Source organism: Psychromarinibacter sediminicola (genome assembly GCF_029168335.1).
Taxonomy (GTDB): domain Bacteria; phylum Pseudomonadota; class Alphaproteobacteria; order Rhodobacterales; family Rhodobacteraceae; genus Psychromarinibacter; species Psychromarinibacter sediminicola.
Genome location: NZ_JARGYC010000013.1, coordinates 23,622 through 40,291 on the forward strand (window position 1 = coordinate 23,622; position 16,670 = coordinate 40,291).

At 70.1% G+C, this 16,670-nt stretch carries 15 protein-coding genes; 13 read left to right on the forward strand and 2 right to left on the reverse strand.

Going from position 1 to position 16,670, the window contains the following annotated elements:
• The first annotated feature begins 14 nt into the window (after positions 1-14).
• Together P1J78_RS06805 and P1J78_RS06810 are read left to right on the forward strand one after the other, a co-directional pair.
• Positions 15-2,375 (forward strand): xanthine dehydrogenase family protein molybdopterin-binding subunit, encoded by a 2,361-nt coding sequence (locus P1J78_RS06805; RefSeq protein WP_275566579.1) that lies wholly within the window; start codon positions 15-17, stop codon positions 2,373-2,375.
• A gap of 94 nt (positions 2,376-2,469) precedes the next feature.
• Positions 2,470-3,258, forward strand: coding sequence for an FAD binding domain-containing protein (locus P1J78_RS06810; protein WP_275566580.1), 789 nt, complete (start codon positions 2,470-2,472; stop codon positions 3,256-3,258).
• A gap of 51 nt (positions 3,259-3,309) precedes the next feature.
• Here P1J78_RS06810 and P1J78_RS06815 read toward each other — a convergent pair whose 3' ends face one another.
• Both P1J78_RS06815 and P1J78_RS06820 read right to left on the reverse strand, forming a co-directional pair.
• Positions 3,310-4,098: a hypothetical protein gene (locus tag P1J78_RS06815; RefSeq protein ID WP_275566581.1), complete on the reverse strand. Its 789-nt coding sequence runs from the start codon at positions 4,096-4,098 to the stop codon at positions 3,310-3,312.
• A gap of 227 nt (positions 4,099-4,325) precedes the next feature.
• Entirely contained in the window at positions 4,326-5,129 is an 804-nt protein-coding gene (locus tag P1J78_RS06820; protein ID WP_275566582.1) for an amidohydrolase family protein, read from the reverse strand.
• Positions 5,130-5,314: 185 nt separating this feature from the next.
• Between P1J78_RS06820 and P1J78_RS06825 the strand changes: the two genes are divergently transcribed.
• The 11 genes from P1J78_RS06825 (at position 5,315) to P1J78_RS06875 (ending at position 16,655) form a co-directional block, all read left to right on the forward strand.
• A complete protein-coding gene (locus tag P1J78_RS06825; RefSeq protein ID WP_275566583.1) occupies positions 5,315-7,243 on the forward strand; it encodes a flavin-containing monooxygenase in 1,929 nt (642 codons plus the stop codon).
• Positions 7,243-7,644, forward strand: coding sequence for a lipocalin-like domain-containing protein (locus tag P1J78_RS06830; protein WP_275566584.1), 402 nt, complete (start codon positions 7,243-7,245; stop codon positions 7,642-7,644). Before P1J78_RS06825 ends, P1J78_RS06830 begins: the two co-directional genes overlap by 1 nt.
• A gap of 26 nt (positions 7,645-7,670) precedes the next feature.
• On the forward strand, positions 7,671-8,483 hold the full coding sequence (locus tag P1J78_RS06835; protein ID WP_275566585.1) for a helix-turn-helix domain-containing protein: 813 nt from the start codon (positions 7,671-7,673) through the stop codon (positions 8,481-8,483).
• Positions 8,480-9,733, forward strand: a complete 1,254-nt coding sequence (locus tag P1J78_RS06840) for an MBL fold metallo-hydrolase (RefSeq protein ID WP_275566586.1) — start codon at positions 8,480-8,482, stop codon at positions 9,731-9,733. The genes P1J78_RS06835 and P1J78_RS06840 overlap by 4 nt, the downstream gene beginning before the upstream one ends.
• The gene (locus P1J78_RS06845; protein ID WP_275566587.1) at positions 9,730-10,677 is read left to right on the forward strand and encodes a tripartite tricarboxylate transporter substrate binding protein; all 948 of its coding nucleotides are present in this window, start codon (positions 9,730-9,732) and stop codon (positions 10,675-10,677) included. The genes P1J78_RS06840 and P1J78_RS06845 overlap by 4 nt, the downstream gene beginning before the upstream one ends.
• Positions 10,678-10,696: 19 nt before the next feature.
• Positions 10,697-11,125, forward strand: coding sequence for a tripartite tricarboxylate transporter TctB family protein (locus P1J78_RS06850; protein WP_275566588.1), 429 nt, complete (start codon positions 10,697-10,699; stop codon positions 11,123-11,125).
• Between the two features lie 17 nt (positions 11,126-11,142).
• Entirely contained in the window at positions 11,143-12,696 is a 1,554-nt protein-coding gene (locus P1J78_RS06855) for a tripartite tricarboxylate transporter permease (RefSeq protein ID WP_275566589.1), read from the forward strand.
• Positions 12,697-12,701: 5 nt separating this feature from the next.
• A complete protein-coding gene (locus tag P1J78_RS06860; protein ID WP_275566590.1) occupies positions 12,702-13,520 on the forward strand; it encodes a sugar phosphate isomerase/epimerase family protein in 819 nt (272 codons plus the stop codon).
• Complete coding sequence (locus tag P1J78_RS06865; protein ID WP_275566591.1) at positions 13,520-14,740, forward strand: lactonase family protein; 1,221 nt, start codon at positions 13,520-13,522, stop codon at positions 14,738-14,740. The genes P1J78_RS06860 and P1J78_RS06865 overlap by 1 nt, the downstream gene beginning before the upstream one ends.
• A gap of 75 nt (positions 14,741-14,815) precedes the next feature.
• The gene (locus P1J78_RS06870; RefSeq protein WP_275566592.1) at positions 14,816-15,814 is read left to right on the forward strand and encodes an alpha/beta fold hydrolase; all 999 of its coding nucleotides are present in this window, start codon (positions 14,816-14,818) and stop codon (positions 15,812-15,814) included.
• Entirely contained in the window at positions 15,798-16,655 is an 858-nt protein-coding gene (locus P1J78_RS06875) for an alpha/beta fold hydrolase (RefSeq protein WP_275566593.1), read from the forward strand. The genes P1J78_RS06870 and P1J78_RS06875 overlap by 17 nt, the downstream gene beginning before the upstream one ends.
• Positions 16,656-16,670 lie beyond the last annotated feature (15 nt).

Here is a 16,670-nt window from a genome sequence, read left to right on the forward strand (position 1 = left end):
AGGGAGGAGAGGACATGCCGAAGGATCATGGGATAGGCGCCAGCAGCAAGCGGCGCGAGGACGTGCGGTTCCTGACCGGAAAGGGCCGCTATACCGACGACATCAACATCCGCGGCCAGGCCTACGTGCATTTCCTGCGCTCGGACGTGGCGCATGGGAAGATCAACGGGCTCGACACCTCGGCCGCCGAAAGCGCGCCGGGCGTGCTGCGCGTCTTCACCGGCGCCGATTTCGAGGGCGTGGGCGGTCTGCCCTGCGGCTGGCAGGTCACCGACCGCGAGGGCAACCCGATGCAGGAGCCGGCCCACCCGGTCCTGGCCCAGGGCAAGGTGCGCCATGTGGGCGACCCGATCGCCGCCGTGGTCGCCGAGACCTACGAACAGGCGCGCGACGCCGCCGAGCAGATCACCGTCGATATCGAGGAGCTGCCGGCCGTCATGGACATGAAGGCCGCGCTGAAGCCGGATGCGCCCAAGGTGCACGAGGACCTGACCTCGAACCTCTGCTACGACTGGGGTTTCGTCGAGGAGAACCGCGAAGCCACCAACGCGGCCTTCGAGAAAGCGCATCACGTCACCACGCTGGAGCTCGTGAACCAGCGGCTCGTCGCCAACCCGATGGAGCCGCGCGTGGCGATCGGGGACTATGCGGCGCATTCCGACGAATCGACGCTCTACACCACCTCGCAGAACCCGCATGTCATCCGGCTCCTGATGGGCGCCTTCGTGCTCGGCATCCCCGAGCACAAGCTGCGCGTGGTGGCGCCGGATGTGGGCGGCGGCTTCGGCTCCAAGATCTTCCACTACGCCGAGGAAGCCTTCTGCACCTTCGCCGCCAAGGCGCTGAAACGGCCGGTGAAATGGGTGTCCAGCCGCTCCGAGGCGTTCCTGTCCGACGCCCAGGGCCGCGACCACGTCACCAGGATCGAACTGGCGCTGGACGCCGAGGGCCATTTCCAGGCGCTGCGCACCGAGACCTACGCCAATATGGGCGCTTATCTGTCGACCTTCTCGACCTCAGTGCCCACCTGGCTGCACGGCACGCTGATGGCGGGCAACTACCGCACGCCGCTGATCTACGTGAACGTGAAGGCCGTCTTCACCAACACCGTGCCGGTCGACGCCTATCGCGGCGCCGGGCGGCCCGAGGCGACCTTCCAGCTGGAGCGCGTGATCGACAAGGCGGCGCGCGAGATGGGGATCGACCCGGTGGAGCTGCGCCGCCGCAACTTCGTGACCGAGTTCCCCTATGCCACGCCGGTCGCGGTGGAATACGACACCGGCGACTACAATGCCACGCTCGACCGGGCGCTGGAGATGGCCGACTGGGACGGGTTCGAGGCGCGCGCCGCCGAGAGCGCCAAGAAGGGCCTGTGGCGCGGCCGCGGCATCAACAGCTATATCGAGGCCTGCGGCATCGCGCCGTCGCAGCTGGTCGGTCAGCTGGGCGCGCGCGCGGGCCTCTACGAGTCGGCGACGGTGCGGGTCAACGCCACCGGCGGGCTGGTGGTCATGACCGGCAGCCACAGCCACGGGCAGGGGCACGAGACCGCCTTCCCGCAGGTGATCGCCGACATGATCGGCATCGACGAAAGCCAGGTGGAGATCGTCCACGGCGACACCGCCAACACGCCGATGGGCATGGGCACCTACGGCTCGCGCTCCATCGCGGTCGGCGGCTCGGCCATGGTGCGCGCCGCCGAGAAGGTGATCGCCAAGGCCAAGAAGATCGCCGCCCACCTGATGGAGGCCGCGCCCGAGGACGTCGAGCTGAAGGACGGCCAGTTCAGCGTGGCCGGCACCGACAAGTCGATCGCCTGGGGCGATGTGACGCTCGCCGCCTATGTGCCGCACAACTACCCGCTGGACGAGATCGAGCCGGGGCTGGAGGAGACGGCGTTCTACGACCCGTCGAACTTCACCTACCCGGCCGGCGCCTATGTCTGCGAGGTCGAGGTCGACCCCGAGACCGGCAAGGTCCGCGTCGACCGGTTCGCCGCGGCGGACGATTTCGGCAATGTCGTCAACCCGATGATCGTCGAGGGCCAGGTCCATGGCGGGCTGGCCCAGGGCATCGGCCAGGCGCTGCTGGAGGGCTGCACCTATGACGAGACCGGCCAGCTCCTGTCGGCCAGCTACATGGACTATGCCATGCCGCGCGCCGACGACCTGCCGAGCTTCCAGGTGGATCACTCCTGCCAGACGCCCTGCACCCACAACCCGCTGGGCGTGAAGGGCTGCGGCGAGGCGGGGGCCATCGGCTCGCCGCCGGCGCTGGTCAATGCCGTGGTGGACGCGCTGCAGCGGGGCGGCAAGGACGTGACCCATATCGACATGCCGCTGTCGCCGGCGCGGGTCTGGGCGGCGATGCAGTGACGGATCTCCCGGCGGCGGCGCTGGCGTCGGCCGCCGGGATTTGCGTATTTGTGAACGAGAAGAAGATGCAGAGTCTTCGCAGGGAGATGAACCGATGTACGACTTCGAACTGGTGAAACCGAAAAGCGTGGACGAGGCGGTCAGCGCGCTGGCGGCCGAGGATGCCCAGCCCCTGGGCGGCGGGCAGACGCTGATCCCGACGATGAAGCAGCGGCTGGCGGCGCCGGCGGTGCTGGTCTCGACCCATGACATCGACGGGATGAAGGGGGTGAGCACCGACGGCGGCGTGATGACCGTCGGCGGCGCGACGACCCACGGGACCGTGGCGAAGGAGGCGGCGTCCGCCTTTCCGGGGCTCGCCGGGCTTGCGGCGAAGATCGGCGATCCGGCGGTGCGCAACCGCGGCACGATCGGCGGGTCGCTGGCCAACAACGACCCGGCGGCCTGCTATCCGGCGGCGCTGCTGGCTGCAGGCGGGACGGTGGTGACCAACGCCCGCGAGATCGCGGCCGACGACTTCTTCGAGGGCATGTTCACCACCGCGCTGGAAGAGGGCGAGCTGATCACGGTCGTGAAGTTCAACATTCCGGAAAAGTCCAACTACCAGAAGTTCGAGCAGCCCGCCTCGCGGTTTCCGCTGGTGGGGGTGTTCGTCGCCAAGCATTCCGACGAGGTGCGCGTGGGCGTGACCGGCGCGTCCGAGGACGGCGTGTTCCGCTGGACCGAGGCCGAGCAGGCGCTGTCGTCGAATTTCTCGGCGGAGGCGATCTCGGGCCTGACGGTGTCGGCCGACGGCATGATCGGCGATCTGCACGGGACGCCGGACTACCGGGCGCATCTGGTCAAGGTGATGACCGGCCGGGCGGTCTCGGCCGCCGAATGAGACGGGCATGAATCGCGCGCCGCCCCGGTCCGGCCGGGGCGGCGCCGGCGGTCAGCAGCTCAGGTGGCCGCCGACATCCACCGCGTCCAGGATCGGCGTGACCTGGCCGGTGTAGTCCGAGGGCGTCCACGCGCCGCGCTTGCCCTCGCCGTGCCAGCCCCATTGGCCGCCGCGCACGGTGCCGGTCTTCGACAGCACGTCGAAATCGAACCAGCCGACCCGGCCGTCATTGGTGAACTGCCCGACGAAGCCGTTGCCGTCCCATTGCCCGGCGATGATCCCCTTGTCGGCATAGGCGCCCCAGAGGAACAGGTCGCGCGAGGCGAGGTCCAGCGTGCCGTGCCGGCTGTCGTAAAGCCCGGACATGATGGCCCGCGGCTGGTCGATGACCTGCAGCGTGCCGCCGCCGCGGGTGAAGCCGCTCAGCTGCCGGGGCGCGTCGCCGACGCGGGTGCCGGTCCATTCGCCGGCCGGCGGCTCGCCGTGCCAGGCCCAGAGGCCGCTGAACTCGCCCCCCTGGTCCAGCACGAACTGGAAACCGCCGCTTTCGGCGCCGTTGGTGAAGACGCCGTGGGCGCATTGCCCGTCGGGCGAGACGAGGCCGACGATGATGCCGCGGTTCGCATAATCGCCGATGATGTAGCTGGCCGGATCGCGGCGGACCTGGTGCAGGCGCAACTCGCCGTGATTGGTGTTCCACCGGCCCTCGAAGGGCTCGATCGGAACCGGCGGCGTGACCTGCATGCTGTTGGATTGAGCGATGGCGGACGGAGCCGCAACCAGCGCCGCGAAGAGCGCTGTCAGAAGCGGCCGCGCCCGGAAGACATGGTGCAAATGCATGACGACCTCCGTGTTTGGCCATATGCCCCAGACGTGACGGTCCGCGCCGGGCCATGCAAGGGCGCGCGGGCGGATCGTGATCGGCAGGGCTCATACAGGGCTCCGCCATCTCCGGCGCGGTCCGGCGGCGGGCCGTCGCGGATCCCTTGCAGAGCCGGCATATGGCGTTTCGGCAACGCGGGCCGCCTGCGGCCCTGCGCTCGACGCCGCCGGCGGCGCGCGCGCCTTCAGGTGAAAAAGAACTTCACCGGCGTGTGCGCCGTCACCGCGGCCTGCATCGCCGGGTCGGGGACCCAGCGGGCGAGGTCGTGGAGGGTGCTTTCGTAGCTCACCCGGTCCTCGAAGCCGGCGAAGGGCCAGTCGCTGCCCCAGACCATCCGCTCCCAGCCGGCGGCGGCCACCAGGTCGCGCGCGGCGGCGTCGGCGAGGCCCGGCTGCAGGAAGCGGAAGCCGCCCGAGAGCTTCACCCAGGTGCGGCCGCGCTCCACCGCCGCCAGCGCCGCGCGGAAGCCGGGGTCGTTCACGCCGGCCTCGGTGTCGATCAGCGCCAGGTGGTCGAGCACCACGTCGCAGCCCGCGTTCTCGATGGCGCGGATCGTGCCGTCGATCCGGTGCGGCCTGTCCGTGAGGTGGACGTGCCAGCCCAGATCGGCGCAGCGGCGCAGCAGGCGGCGGTAGGGTTCGCTGTCGATGTCGGGGCGCGTCTCGCGCGGGCGCCACAGGAAGCGGACGCCGCGAAACCCGGCGGCGTGATAGGCGGAAAGCTGGGTGATGTCCCAGCCCAGATCCGGCATCAGCGTGGCCCGGAGCCGCGGATGCTGTTGCAGGGCATAGAGGACATAGTCGTTGTAGGTGCCGTAGAGGCTGGCGGCCGAGACGACGCCCAGCGTCACGCCGAACCGGTCGAGCATGTCCAGGCAGCGCGCCACCGAGGCGTCCTCGCCCGGGTGGTGCCAGGCGCCGTCGGCCAGCGGCATGTCCTGAGTGTAGACATGGAAATGCGCGTCGACGAGCGGGCGGGGCAGGGTCATGCGGGCGTGTCCTCGATCCGGTGGGCCTGCCCGGAGAAGACGGCCGCGGGGCGTCCGACTCCAACGCGGGGGGCGGCCATTTTCAGTATGTGAAATGGCTCTCTGTCGCCCGTTCCGGTCGTGGCCGATCGGACTAGCCTGACCTCCGCAACGCCGATTCAGATACGAAAGCCCGACACGACGCCATGCGCCATGCGACTGCCATAGCCCCTTCGCCCGGACAGGCGGAGATCGAAACCCGGCTCGAAGCGTGCGACATCTCGGTCCTGCTGATGGTGCTGGTGCAGCTGACCGGCGACATGGAGCTTCTGGGCCGCGTGACCCCGAACCTCGCGAAGCCCGGCGTGTTCGAGCATCCGGTGCCGGAGGCGCAGGCCGGCGAAATCCGCGGCCGGCTGGCCCGGCTTGTGGCCGAGACGCCGCGGCCGGCGCCGGCGGTGACGGGCGAGGCGGGGCTGCATCGGATGCTGAACGCCTTCTGCCGCGAGACGGTGTCGGACCGCTACGTGCCGATGCTGCTGGACGATCTGGGGTTCCGCAAGGCGCCGGCGCCGCTGGCCGCCGCCGACACGGCGACCCGGGCGCGGGCGGAAGGGTTCCGGGTGCTGATCGTGGGCGCCGGCGCCTCGGGCATCTGCGCGGGGATCAAGCTGGGCGCGGCGGGCATCCCCTATGACGTGATCGAGCGGAACGACGACGTGGGCGGGGTCTGGCACGAGAACACCTATCCCGATTGCGGGGTGGATTCGGCCAATCACCTCTACTGCTACTCGTTCGCGCTGAACCACGACTGGTCGCGGTACTACGTCAAGCAGGGCGAGCTGAAGGGCTACCTGCGGGACTGCGCCGAGCGCTACGGCGTGCTGGGCCGGATCCGGTTCGGCGAAGAGGTGGAGCGGCTGCGCTACGACGCCGAAACCTGCCTGTGGCATGCGACGATCCACACGCCCGAGGGGCGGCGCGAGGCGACGGCGAACGCGGTGATCAGCTCGGTCGGCCAGCTGAACCAGCCCGCGATCCCGCCGCTGCCGGGGCTCGACGGGTTCGCGGGCGCGGTGATGCACACGGCGCGCTGGGACCACGGCTACGACTTCGCCGGCAAGCGCGTCGCGATGATCGGGACCGGGGCGAGCGGGCTGCAGGCCGGGCCGAAGCTGGCCGAGACGGCGGCGCATTTCACCGTCTTCCAGCGCTCCGCCCCCTGGGTGCTGCCGCGCCACAACTACGAGACGCCGGTGCCGGAGGCGGTGAAATGGGCGCTGCGCGAGGTGCCCTATTACGCCGAGTGGTTCCGGTTCCTGCTGTTCTGGGCCTATGGCGACGGGGTTCACGACGCGCTGATGATGGATCCGGACTGGACCTCCGAGGAACGCTCCGTCTCGGCGCTGAACGAGGAGATCCGGCAGATCTGGACCGCCTATCTCGACAGCGAGATCGCCGACCGGCCGGACCTGCGGGACAAGGTGCTGCCCGACTACCCGCCCTTCGGCAAGCGGTCGCTGCGCGACGGCGGTTGGTACCGGATGCTGAAGCAGGACAACGTGGCCCTGGTGACCGACGGGATCGAGCGGATCGAGCCGGGTGCCATCGTCGACCGGACCGGCGCGCGCCATCCGGTGGACGCCATCGTCTTCGCCACCGGGTTCCATGCCAGCCGGATGATCTATCCGATGGCGGTGGAGGGCCGGGACGGCCGCACGATCCGCGGCGAATGGGGCGACGACGATCCGCGCGCCTATCTGGGCATCTGCGTGCCGGGGTTCCCGAACTTCTTCGTCACCTACGGGCCGAACACGAACCTCGCCCATGGCGGCAGCATCATCTTCCAGGCGGAATGCCAGGTGCACTACATCCTGCGCTGCCTGGAGTTGCTGCTCGACCGGGGCGGCGCGGCGATGGAGGTGCGGCAGGACGCGCATGATGCCTACAACGCCGAGATGGACGCGCGGCTGGAGCGGATGGTGTGGTCCGACCCGGGGCTGACCAACTGGTACAAGAACCGCGACGGGCGGATCACCACGAACTCGCCCTGGAAGCTGGTGGAATACTGGGAACTGACGCGCGCGCCCGACCCGCAGGCGTTCGATTTCGCACCCGCGAGGGAGGAGGCGTGATGGCCGAGGACCGCTCCGACCTGCTGATCGGCGTGTGGCGGCTGGTGGAGATCACCAACACCGACGCCGACGGCAACCTCCTGCCGTCCTCCTACGGGCCGCGGAAGATGGGGCTGATCACGTTCAACGACGACCACCGGATGATGGTGGTGATCAGCGACGGGCGCGACGAACTGCCGGAAGGGCGGGCGCGGGAGTACAGCTCCTATACCGGGCGCTACACGTTCGACGGAGAGACCCTGCGCACGCGGGTCGACGGCTCGCTCCCGCCGGAGCGGGTGGGCACGCTGCAGACGCGGCCGGCGCGGATCGAGGGGAATCGGGTGACGCTGACCGCGCCGCCGGTGGAGATCGACGGGGTCGTCAACTACCGCGACCTGACATGGGAGCGGATCGCCTGAGCCGGGACGGCGGAGGAGGACTGGGCATGAGCTGTTATTCGCCGGTGAATTCCGCCCTGCGGTCGCTGGACATCCTGGTGGTGCTGAACCGCCAGCGGGTCTGCACGCTCGATCACATCCACAAGCATACGGGCCTGCCGAAATCGACCATCGTGCGGTTCCTGGAGACGCTGGTGAAGGCCGGCTACGTCGCCAAGGAGGAATGGGACAAGGGCTATCGCGTGACCAGCCAGGTCACCGCGCTGAGCTGCGGCTTCCACGGCGGGCCGATGGTGGTGGAGGCCGGGCGCCCCTGGGCGCTGGCGCTGACGCGGGTGCACCGGTGGCCGGCGGCCATCGCGGTGCCGGACGGCGAGGCGGTGATGATCTGCTACACGACCGCGCCCGAGGCGGCGGTGACGCCGTATCACGCGATCATCCACAAACGGCTGGGGCTGGTCAGCAAGGCGCTGGGCCGTGCGTTCCTCAGCTTCTGCCCGCCGGAGGAGCGGGCGATGACGATGCGGCTTCTGGAGACGACCGAGCATCCCGACAGCGCGCTGATGCGGGCGCCGGGCTCGGTCGAGCAGCTGATCGCGACCGACCGGCGCGAGGGCTTTTCCGAACGGGTCGCCACCGCGACGCCGGAGGCGTCCTCCAGCGTGGCGGTGCCGATCTACCAGCCCGGCTCGCAGACCGTGATCGCCACGATCGGGCTGACCTATTACGCGAGCGCCGTGAGCCGGAAGCAGATCGTCGAGACCTACGTGCCGCAGCTTCAGTCGGCCTCGCGCGCCATCGGCGACAGCATCGCGCGCATGACCACCGCGCTCGAGGCGGAACGGGCCGCGGTGGCGTGACCGCCGCCGGACCCCCGTTCCGGGTCATGGCGCCGCTGCGGATCGGCGCGGTCGGCCTCTCGGCGATCATGGAATACCAAAAGCCCGGGCCGGTGGCGGCCGACTTCTTCACCGGCTTCGACGCGGAGCGCCTGGCACGGCACCTGCCGGATCTGCCGGCGGGGCATTTCGACGCCGCCACGGGACGCATCGTCATGGCGTTCCAGACGTTCCTCGTGCGCACGCCGCGCCACCTGATCCTGGTGGACACCTGCTGCGGCGCCGACAAGTTCCGGCCCGAGCCGATGCCCCATCCCACCGCCGCCTGGCTGGAGGGGCTGCACGCGGCGGGCGTGTCCGAGGCGGATATCGACTTTGTGCTGTGCACGCATCTGCATGTCGATCACACCGGCTGGAACACCCGGCTGGAGCGCGGCCGATGGGTGCCGACCTTCCCGAACGCCACCTACGTCTTCAGCCGCGCCGAGTACCGCTACTGGGAGAAGCTGGCCCGCTCCGGGGCCGAGCTGCCGCGGGTCTCGCGCGGTATCTGGGAGATGAACTGCCTGCCGGTGGCCGAGGCCGGGCAGGCGCTGCTGGTCGACGACGGGCACGTTCTGGACGAGTACGTCTCGCTGGTGCCCTCGCCCGGCCATTCCCCGCATCACGTCTGCATCCGCATCTCCAGCGGCGGGCAGGAGGCGCTGGTGCTGGGCGACATGGTGCATTCGGTTCTGCAATGCCACGCGCCGGACTGGTCGACGCGGGTCTGCTGGGATCCGGACCTGGCCGCCCGCTCGCGGCGCGCGGTGCTGCAGGAGGCGGCCGAGCGGCGAAGCGTGCTGCTGCCGGTGCATTTCCCGGCCCCGACGGCCGGCCGGCTGAGCGCGGCCGGCGACGGCTACGATTATCGCTTCGTCGACACGTGCGTGCTCGCACGCACCACGCCGCGTGTGCGCATCCGCCACCTTCGGGTGACAAACGCCTTCCGAAAACGGTGCGTGCAAGCACACACCCGACGGGTCGCCGCGGCCGGTGCGCAGCCGCGGCGGCGGGGCAGGGCCCATCGCACGGCAGGGCGACCTTCGTCGCCCGGGCGCCCGCGCGACCAACCTGGCGGATTTCAGTTCGTGAAAAGGCGGCCCAAAGCCGTGGGGCGCGGTGCGGCGGAGTTCGTAGTCTGGGTCCGTGCCGAAGACGCGGCATCCGCAGGTGACGGGCCGACCGCCCGCACGCGCTGCGGAAAGGACACCAACGGGAGGACGACATGACACGACACCTGACGATGACGGCGGCGCTGTGCTCCGCCGCCATGGGCGCGACCGCGGTCGCGGCGGCCGAATGCCCCGAGGGCTACCCCTCGGAACCGATCGAGTTCGTCGTCGGCTATGCCGCCGGCGGCGGCACCGACGCCATCGCGCGGCGGCTGGCCAGCGAGATCGAGCAGCAGCAGGACTGGACCATCGTCGTCTCGAACCGGCCCGGCGCCGGGGGCGACGTGCTGATGACCGCGCTGACCGACGAAGAGCCCGACGGCTATTTCCTCGGCGTCAGCTCGACCAACGCGGTCACCATCGACCCCGCGGCCAACGAAGGCGTCGACTATACCTGGGAGGATTTCGACTATCCGGCCACGGCGATGGAGGTGATCTTCGGCCTCGTCGCACTGGAAAGCGCGCCCTATGACGACCTGGAAGAGTTCATCGACTACGCGCGCGAGAACGGGCGCGCGACGATCTCGACCTCGGCCATCCACCTGGAGAACGTGGTCAGGCAGATCGGCGAGCATTACGGCGTGACCCTGATCCCGGTGCCGGGCGGCGGCGCGTCGGACGCGCTGCAATCCGCGCTGGGCGGCCATGTCGATGCGACGATCCAGGGCAGCCAGCACATCCAGCAGATCCAGGCCGGCAACATGGTGCAGCTCGCCACGCTGACCAACAAGCGGGTGCCCTATGCGCCGGACGCCAAGACGCTGACGGAATACGGGCTGGACGTCGTCGCCGGCGCGCATGTGCTGTTCGCGCTGCCCAAGGGCGTCGACCCGGCGATCCGCACCTGCCTGCAGCAGGCGATCGACGAGGGGATGCAGTCCGAGGGCTACGCGGCGCTGATGAAGAACTTCAACAACGAGGCGCTGAACCTCGGCCCCGAGGGCGCGGTGGCCTTCATCAAGAAGGGCGCGGAGTATTACGACGCGCTGTATTCCGAGTGATCGGGCGGGCGGGCCAGTCATGACCATTGACCGGTTGCTGGGAGGGATATTCGCGCTTTTCGGAATATTCCTCCTCGCCTACGCGATCCCGGCGAACGTGCAGACGGTGCCGGGGCTGCTGGTCTTTCCCAACCCGGCGCTGTTTCCGCAGATCGCGGCGGGCCTGCTGATCCTGCTGGGCGTGCTGCAGATGGTGCTGGTGAAGACCAGGTCCGAGCTGCCCGGCGGGAAGAAGCTGGGCCTGTTCGCGGCGGCGGCCGCGGCGACGCTGGTCGCGATGCTGCTGATCGACGAGCTCAGCTATCTGCCCGTCTCCATCGGTCTGATGGCCGCCGTCTGCCTGATCACCGGCGAGCGGCGGCCGCTGTGGCTGGGCGTCGTGATCGTCGTTCTGCCGGTGGGGACCTGGCTTCTGTTCGAGCAGGTGCTGCAGCGCCCGCTTCCCTGAAAGGAGAACGCCGAGACATGCCCGAGCTGTCCGTCATCCTCGCCGGGTTCGCCGACGTCTTCACGCTGACCAACCTGATGTACATCGTGCTGGGCGTGGCCGTGGGCCAGCTGGCCGGCGCGATCCCGGGGCTGTCGATCCTGATGGCGCTGGCCATCGCGATCCCCTTGACCTTCACGCTGGACACGCTGACCGCGGTCGCCTTCCTGATCTCGGTCAACAAGGGCGGCACGGTCGGCGGGGCGATCCCCGCGATCCTGCTGAACACGCCCGGCACGCCGGAAAGCGCCGCGACGGCGCTCGACGGCCACCCGATGGCCCGCAAGGGCTATGGCGGCAAGGCGATGAAATATTCGCTCTACTACTCGGTCTTCGGCGACATCTCGTCGGACATCGTGCTGATCACCGTCTCCGCGCCGCTGGCGCTGGTGGCGCTGAAGATGGGGCCGATCGAGGTGACCTTCCTGATGATGCTGGCCTTCACGGTGATCGTCGGGCTGGTGGGCGAGTCGATGATCAAGGGGCTGATCTCGGTCGCGCTGGGCTTCCTGCTGGCCTCGGTCGGGATCGACCCGGCGATGGGCTCGGCCCGCTTCACCTTCGGCTCGGTCGAGATGCTGGACGGCCTGCCGCTGACGGCGCTGACGATCGGGATGCTGGCGGTGTCGGAGATCTTCATCCGGCTGTCCGAGCGCGGCGCGCAGAGCGGGCAGGACGTGGTCGGCGCGGCGCTGACCTTCCGCGACAAGGGCAGCCAGCGGCTGACGCTGCGCGAGCTGCTGGCCAACCGCTACGTGGCCTTCCGCGCCTTCCTGATCGGCACGGTCATCGGCGCGATCCCGGGGCTCGGCTCCACCACGGCCGGGTTCCTGAGCTATTCCATCACCAAGCAGTCCGCGAAGGATCCCGAGAAACTGGGCACCGGCGATCCGCGCGGCATCGCCGCCTCCGAGGCGGCCAATTCCTCGGTCGTGGGCGCCAACATGATCCCGCTTCTGACGCTGGGCATTCCCGGCAACATCGCCGCGGCGCTCTTGGTGTCGGCCTTCATCATCCACGGGGTACAGCCGGGGCCGCTTCTGTTCCAGCAGCAGGGCCAGCTGATCTACGGGCTGTTCGGCGCGATGCTGATCGCCAATTTCTGCAACCTCGCGGTCGGGCAGTTCGGCATGCGGCTCTGGGCGCGGGTGGTGTCGGCGCCGGCCTCGGTGGTCTATCCCGGGGCGCTTCTGATGTGCGCGACGGGGATGTATTTCGCCACCGGCGGCACGCTGGGCATCGTCATCATGATCGTGGCCTCCGTCTTCGGCTACGCGATGCGGGTCTTCGGCTACTCGATCATCGCCTTCATCGTCGCCTTCGTGCTGACGCCGATGCTGGAGCGCTCGATCAACCAGACGATCCTGCTGACCAACGGCGAGTGGTCGGAGCTTCTGAACCACCCGATCGCGCTGGCGTTGTTCGCGCTGTCGATCGTGTCGATCCTCTATCTCGGCCCGCGCCGGCGTGCCAAGGGCGACCGGCGCGACCCGCCGGACCGCGGTGCGGCGCCGGCAAGGGACGAGGCGTAGGGGCCGTGCGCCTGTCGCTCGCCTCCTGGTCGGTCCCCCGCCTGACGCTGCCGGAGGCGGCGGAGGTGGCGCTTGCGCTGGGCATCGGCGCGCTGGACATCAGTACCAAGGGGCGCCCGGGGCTCGACAAGGCCGAGATCCTTGCCGACCCGCGGGCGGCGGCCGACCGGGTGCGGCGGCTGGGCGTGGCCTGCCCGAACTATTTCCACCATTTCGGCGCCGATCACGCCGACCGCAACCTCGCGCTGCCGGGCAGCGTGGAGGCCAATGCGCGCGATCTGGCGCAGGTGCTGACCTTCTGCGACGCGGCCGGGATCGGCACGGTCTTCGTCCTGCCCGGCCGCGTCAATCCGGGCCAGTCGCGGGCCGAGGCGCTGGAGGCGGCGGCCGACAGCCTCTCGGCGCTGCTGGCGGTGGCGCGGGATTTCGCGGCGGAGCTCTGCATCGAGCCCGTCGTCCATTCCGTCGCCGACAGCCCCGCGGCCGTCCGCGCGCTGGTCGACCGGACCGGCGTGCGGCTGGCGCTGGACCCGTCGCACCTGATCTGCCTGGGCCATCCGCAGGAGACGATCGAGCCGCTGGCGGCCCATGCCGCCCATGTCCATCTGCGGCAGGCCCGCCCGGGCGCGCTGCAGGCGCGGATGGCCGAGGGCACGATCGACTTTCCCGCGTTCTTCGCGGCGCTGCGCCAGGCGGGCTACGACGGCGCGCTGGCCATCGAGTACCTGCACCCGGTCGGCCCGCACGGCTATACCGAGGACGTGCTGACCGAAACCGTGGCGATGCGCGACGCTTTCCGCGCCTGGGCGGACGGGGGCGCGTGATGGCGGGCCGCGATGTCGTCTACGCCTCGCTCGGGCCGCTGCTGCGGGTCTTCGGGCTCGACACCGGCACCGGCGCCCTGACCCGGCGGCAGGAGCTGCACTGCGACGAGGTCGTGCAGCACGGCTGGGCCAACCGGGCGCGCAGCCGGCTCTACGTGGTGACGAGCGGCTCCGGCCCGATGACGGCGCCGAAGCGGCCCGACCATTTCGTCCGCGCCTATGCCATCGGCACCGACGGCCGGCTGACCCCGCTGCAAGAGCCGGTGCGCCTGCGCAACCGGCCGCTCTTCGCGACGCTCGACGCCGGGGAGGCGTTCCTGCTGATCGCCTACAACGCGCCGTCGGACGTGACGGTCCACCGGCTCGACGCCGCCGGCGCGGTTGCCGAGGAGGTGCCGCAGGATCCGCTCTATTTCGGCACGACGGTGCATCAGGTGCGCGTGTCGCCGCGCGGCGACGTGGCCTTCGTGCCGGCCTGCGCGCACGACCCCGCGGGCATTCCCGCCGGCTGCCTCGACCTGTTCGGCTATGCCGCCGGGCGGCTGTCGCCGCGCGGGCGGATCGGCGCAGACCCGGCGCGCGCACCCGCCTGGCGGGGGGTGCGCAACGGGGCGCAGGGCTTCGCGGCGCGGCATGTCGCGTTCCACCCGACGCGGCCGTGGATGTACCTGGTACTGGAGGCGCAGAACGAGGTGCAGCTTTACGACATCGCGGGTGGCCTGCCGGGCCCGCGCCCGCGCCACGTCGCCGGCACGCTGGCGGAGGCGCCGACGGGCCGGTCGCGGCAGCTGGCGAGCGCGGTGCATGTGCATCCCGGCGGCCGCTTTCTCTATGTCACCAACCGGGCCTGGGAGACCGAGCCCGACGGCGACCGCGCCGTCTTCGTCGGCGGCGCCAACACCGTCGCGGCCTTCGCGCTGGACCCGGAGACCGGCGAACCGCGCCCGATCCAGCAGGTCGACACGGGCGGAATCTTTCCCCGCACCTTCGGCATGGACGCCGCGGGACGGGCGCTGGTCGTCGGCAATCAGGAGCCGTTCTGGATCCGCTCGGACGGCGCGGTGCGGCGCGTGCCGCCCGGCCTCGCGGTCTTCGGGATCGGCGGGGACGGGCGGCTGAGCCTCCTGAACCGGCATGCCTTCGAGGCGGATGGCGGGGTCTGTTTCTGGACCACGACGCTGACGCTCGACGCCGCACCGGCCCCGGATTTCAGTCCCTGAAATACCGCGCCGCGTGCCGCGGGGCGCGCGGCAGCGGCTGCTAGGCTCGCCCGGCAATCTTGGGGAGAACCGCGAATGACGGCGATAACGCGCAAGGATTTCCACGTCGACTGCGTGGACGGGGTGAAGGTGGCGATCCGCGAGGTCCGGCCGGACGGCCCCGCCGACCGGGTGCCGATGATCCTGCTGCACGGCACCCGCATTCCGGGGCTCAGCGAGTTCGACCTTAACGTCCCGAACGGCTCGCTCGCCGCCGATCTCGCCGCGAAGGGGCACGTGGTCTACATCCTCGACGCCCGCGGCTTCGGCCGGTCCGAACGCCCGGCCGAGATGGACGAACCGCCGGCACCTTACGCGAAGTCGCTGGCGCGCTCCATCGAGATCACCCGCGACGTGGACGCCGCCGCCGATCACCTGATCGCGGCCACCGGGCAGGCGAAGGTGGGGCTTCTGGGCTGGGGCGTGGGCGGCACCATCGTGGCGATGTATGCCGCGCTCTGGCCCGAGAAGGTCAGCCATATCGTGCCCTACATGATGATCTACGGCGGCGCGTCGGGGCATCCGGAATTCCACATCGGCTCGAAATGGGACGACCCCGAGCATCCCGGACGGTTCAACAAGAAGGATTTCGGCAACTACGCCTGGAACGGGCTGGAGCTTCTGGACCGGCACTGGAACGAGCAGATCCCCATCGCGGACAAGGACGCCTGGCGCGACCCGGCGATGTTCCAGGCGTTCCGCCAGGCGCTGATCGACGGCGACCCGAAGGGCGCCGAGATGGACCCGCCGATGTATCGCAGCCCCAACGGCATGCTGGAGGATCTCTACACCATGGCCGCGCGGGTGGAGACGCTGTTCAGCGCGACGCAGGTCTATTGCAAGGTGATGATCGTGCGCGGCGAGTACGACAAGCTCTCGCGCCCCGCCGACATGGAGGCGTTCATCGACGACCTGGTGAATGCCGAGGCGGTGGTCTACTGGAACCCGCCCGACACGACCCACTACATCCTGCTGGACCGGCCCGAGCGGGGGCGCGACGCGCTGCTGGAGCGGATGGATGAATTCCTCCGCTGAGGCGCTGCGGGTCCGGCGGCACCTGTCCGAGACCTCCTTCGGTCACCTCCACTGGCGCGAGGCCGGGGCCGGGCCGCCCGTCGTGCTGCTGCACGCGAACCAGCAGAGCTCGGCCCTGTGGCTGGAGATGATGGCGGCGCTGGCGCCGGGGATGCGGGCGGTCGCGCCGGACTATCCGAGCCACGGCGCCTCGGATCACATCGACTGGCAGCCGACGATCGCCGACTACGCGCGGGCCGTCGTCGAGGTGATGGACGCCGCCGGGGTGGCCCGCGCGGCGGTGCTGGGCGAGGCGACGGGGGCGGCGGTGGCCTTGGAGATATCGAAGGGCTGGCCGGAGCGCGTCGACTGGATCGCGCTGGTGAACTGCCCGGTGAACCGGGGCACGCCGGAAGAAATCCTGGCGCCGTTCAAGGCCGGATACCGGCCCGCGGACCCCTCGGGCTTCGGCGCGCTCCGGACGGTGGAGTGGATGCTGGAGAACGATCCCAAGCACGCGCCGCTGCACCCGACGGTGGACTGGATGGACCGGGTGAACCGGGCCCAGATCGAGTGCGGGCGCAACCGGTGGCAGGCGCTGACGGCGCTGGCGCAGTATCCGATGCTGGAGGGGCTGCGGGCCGCGCGGCACCCGGTGCAGCTGTTCACCACGGAGCGGTTCTATTTCCGCGAGCGGCTGCCGGAGATCGTCGCGGCGCTGGGCGAAAGGCTGGCGGAGGCGCACGACCTGGCCGGCGGCCGGGTCTGCGCCGGCTGGGAATGCGCCGGCGAGATCGGGGCGAAAGTGCTGGACTTCGGCCGGCGGCGGCAGGTGTCCGAGGTTGGACAGGGTGTCAAGTAGCTGAAATCGCTGCAG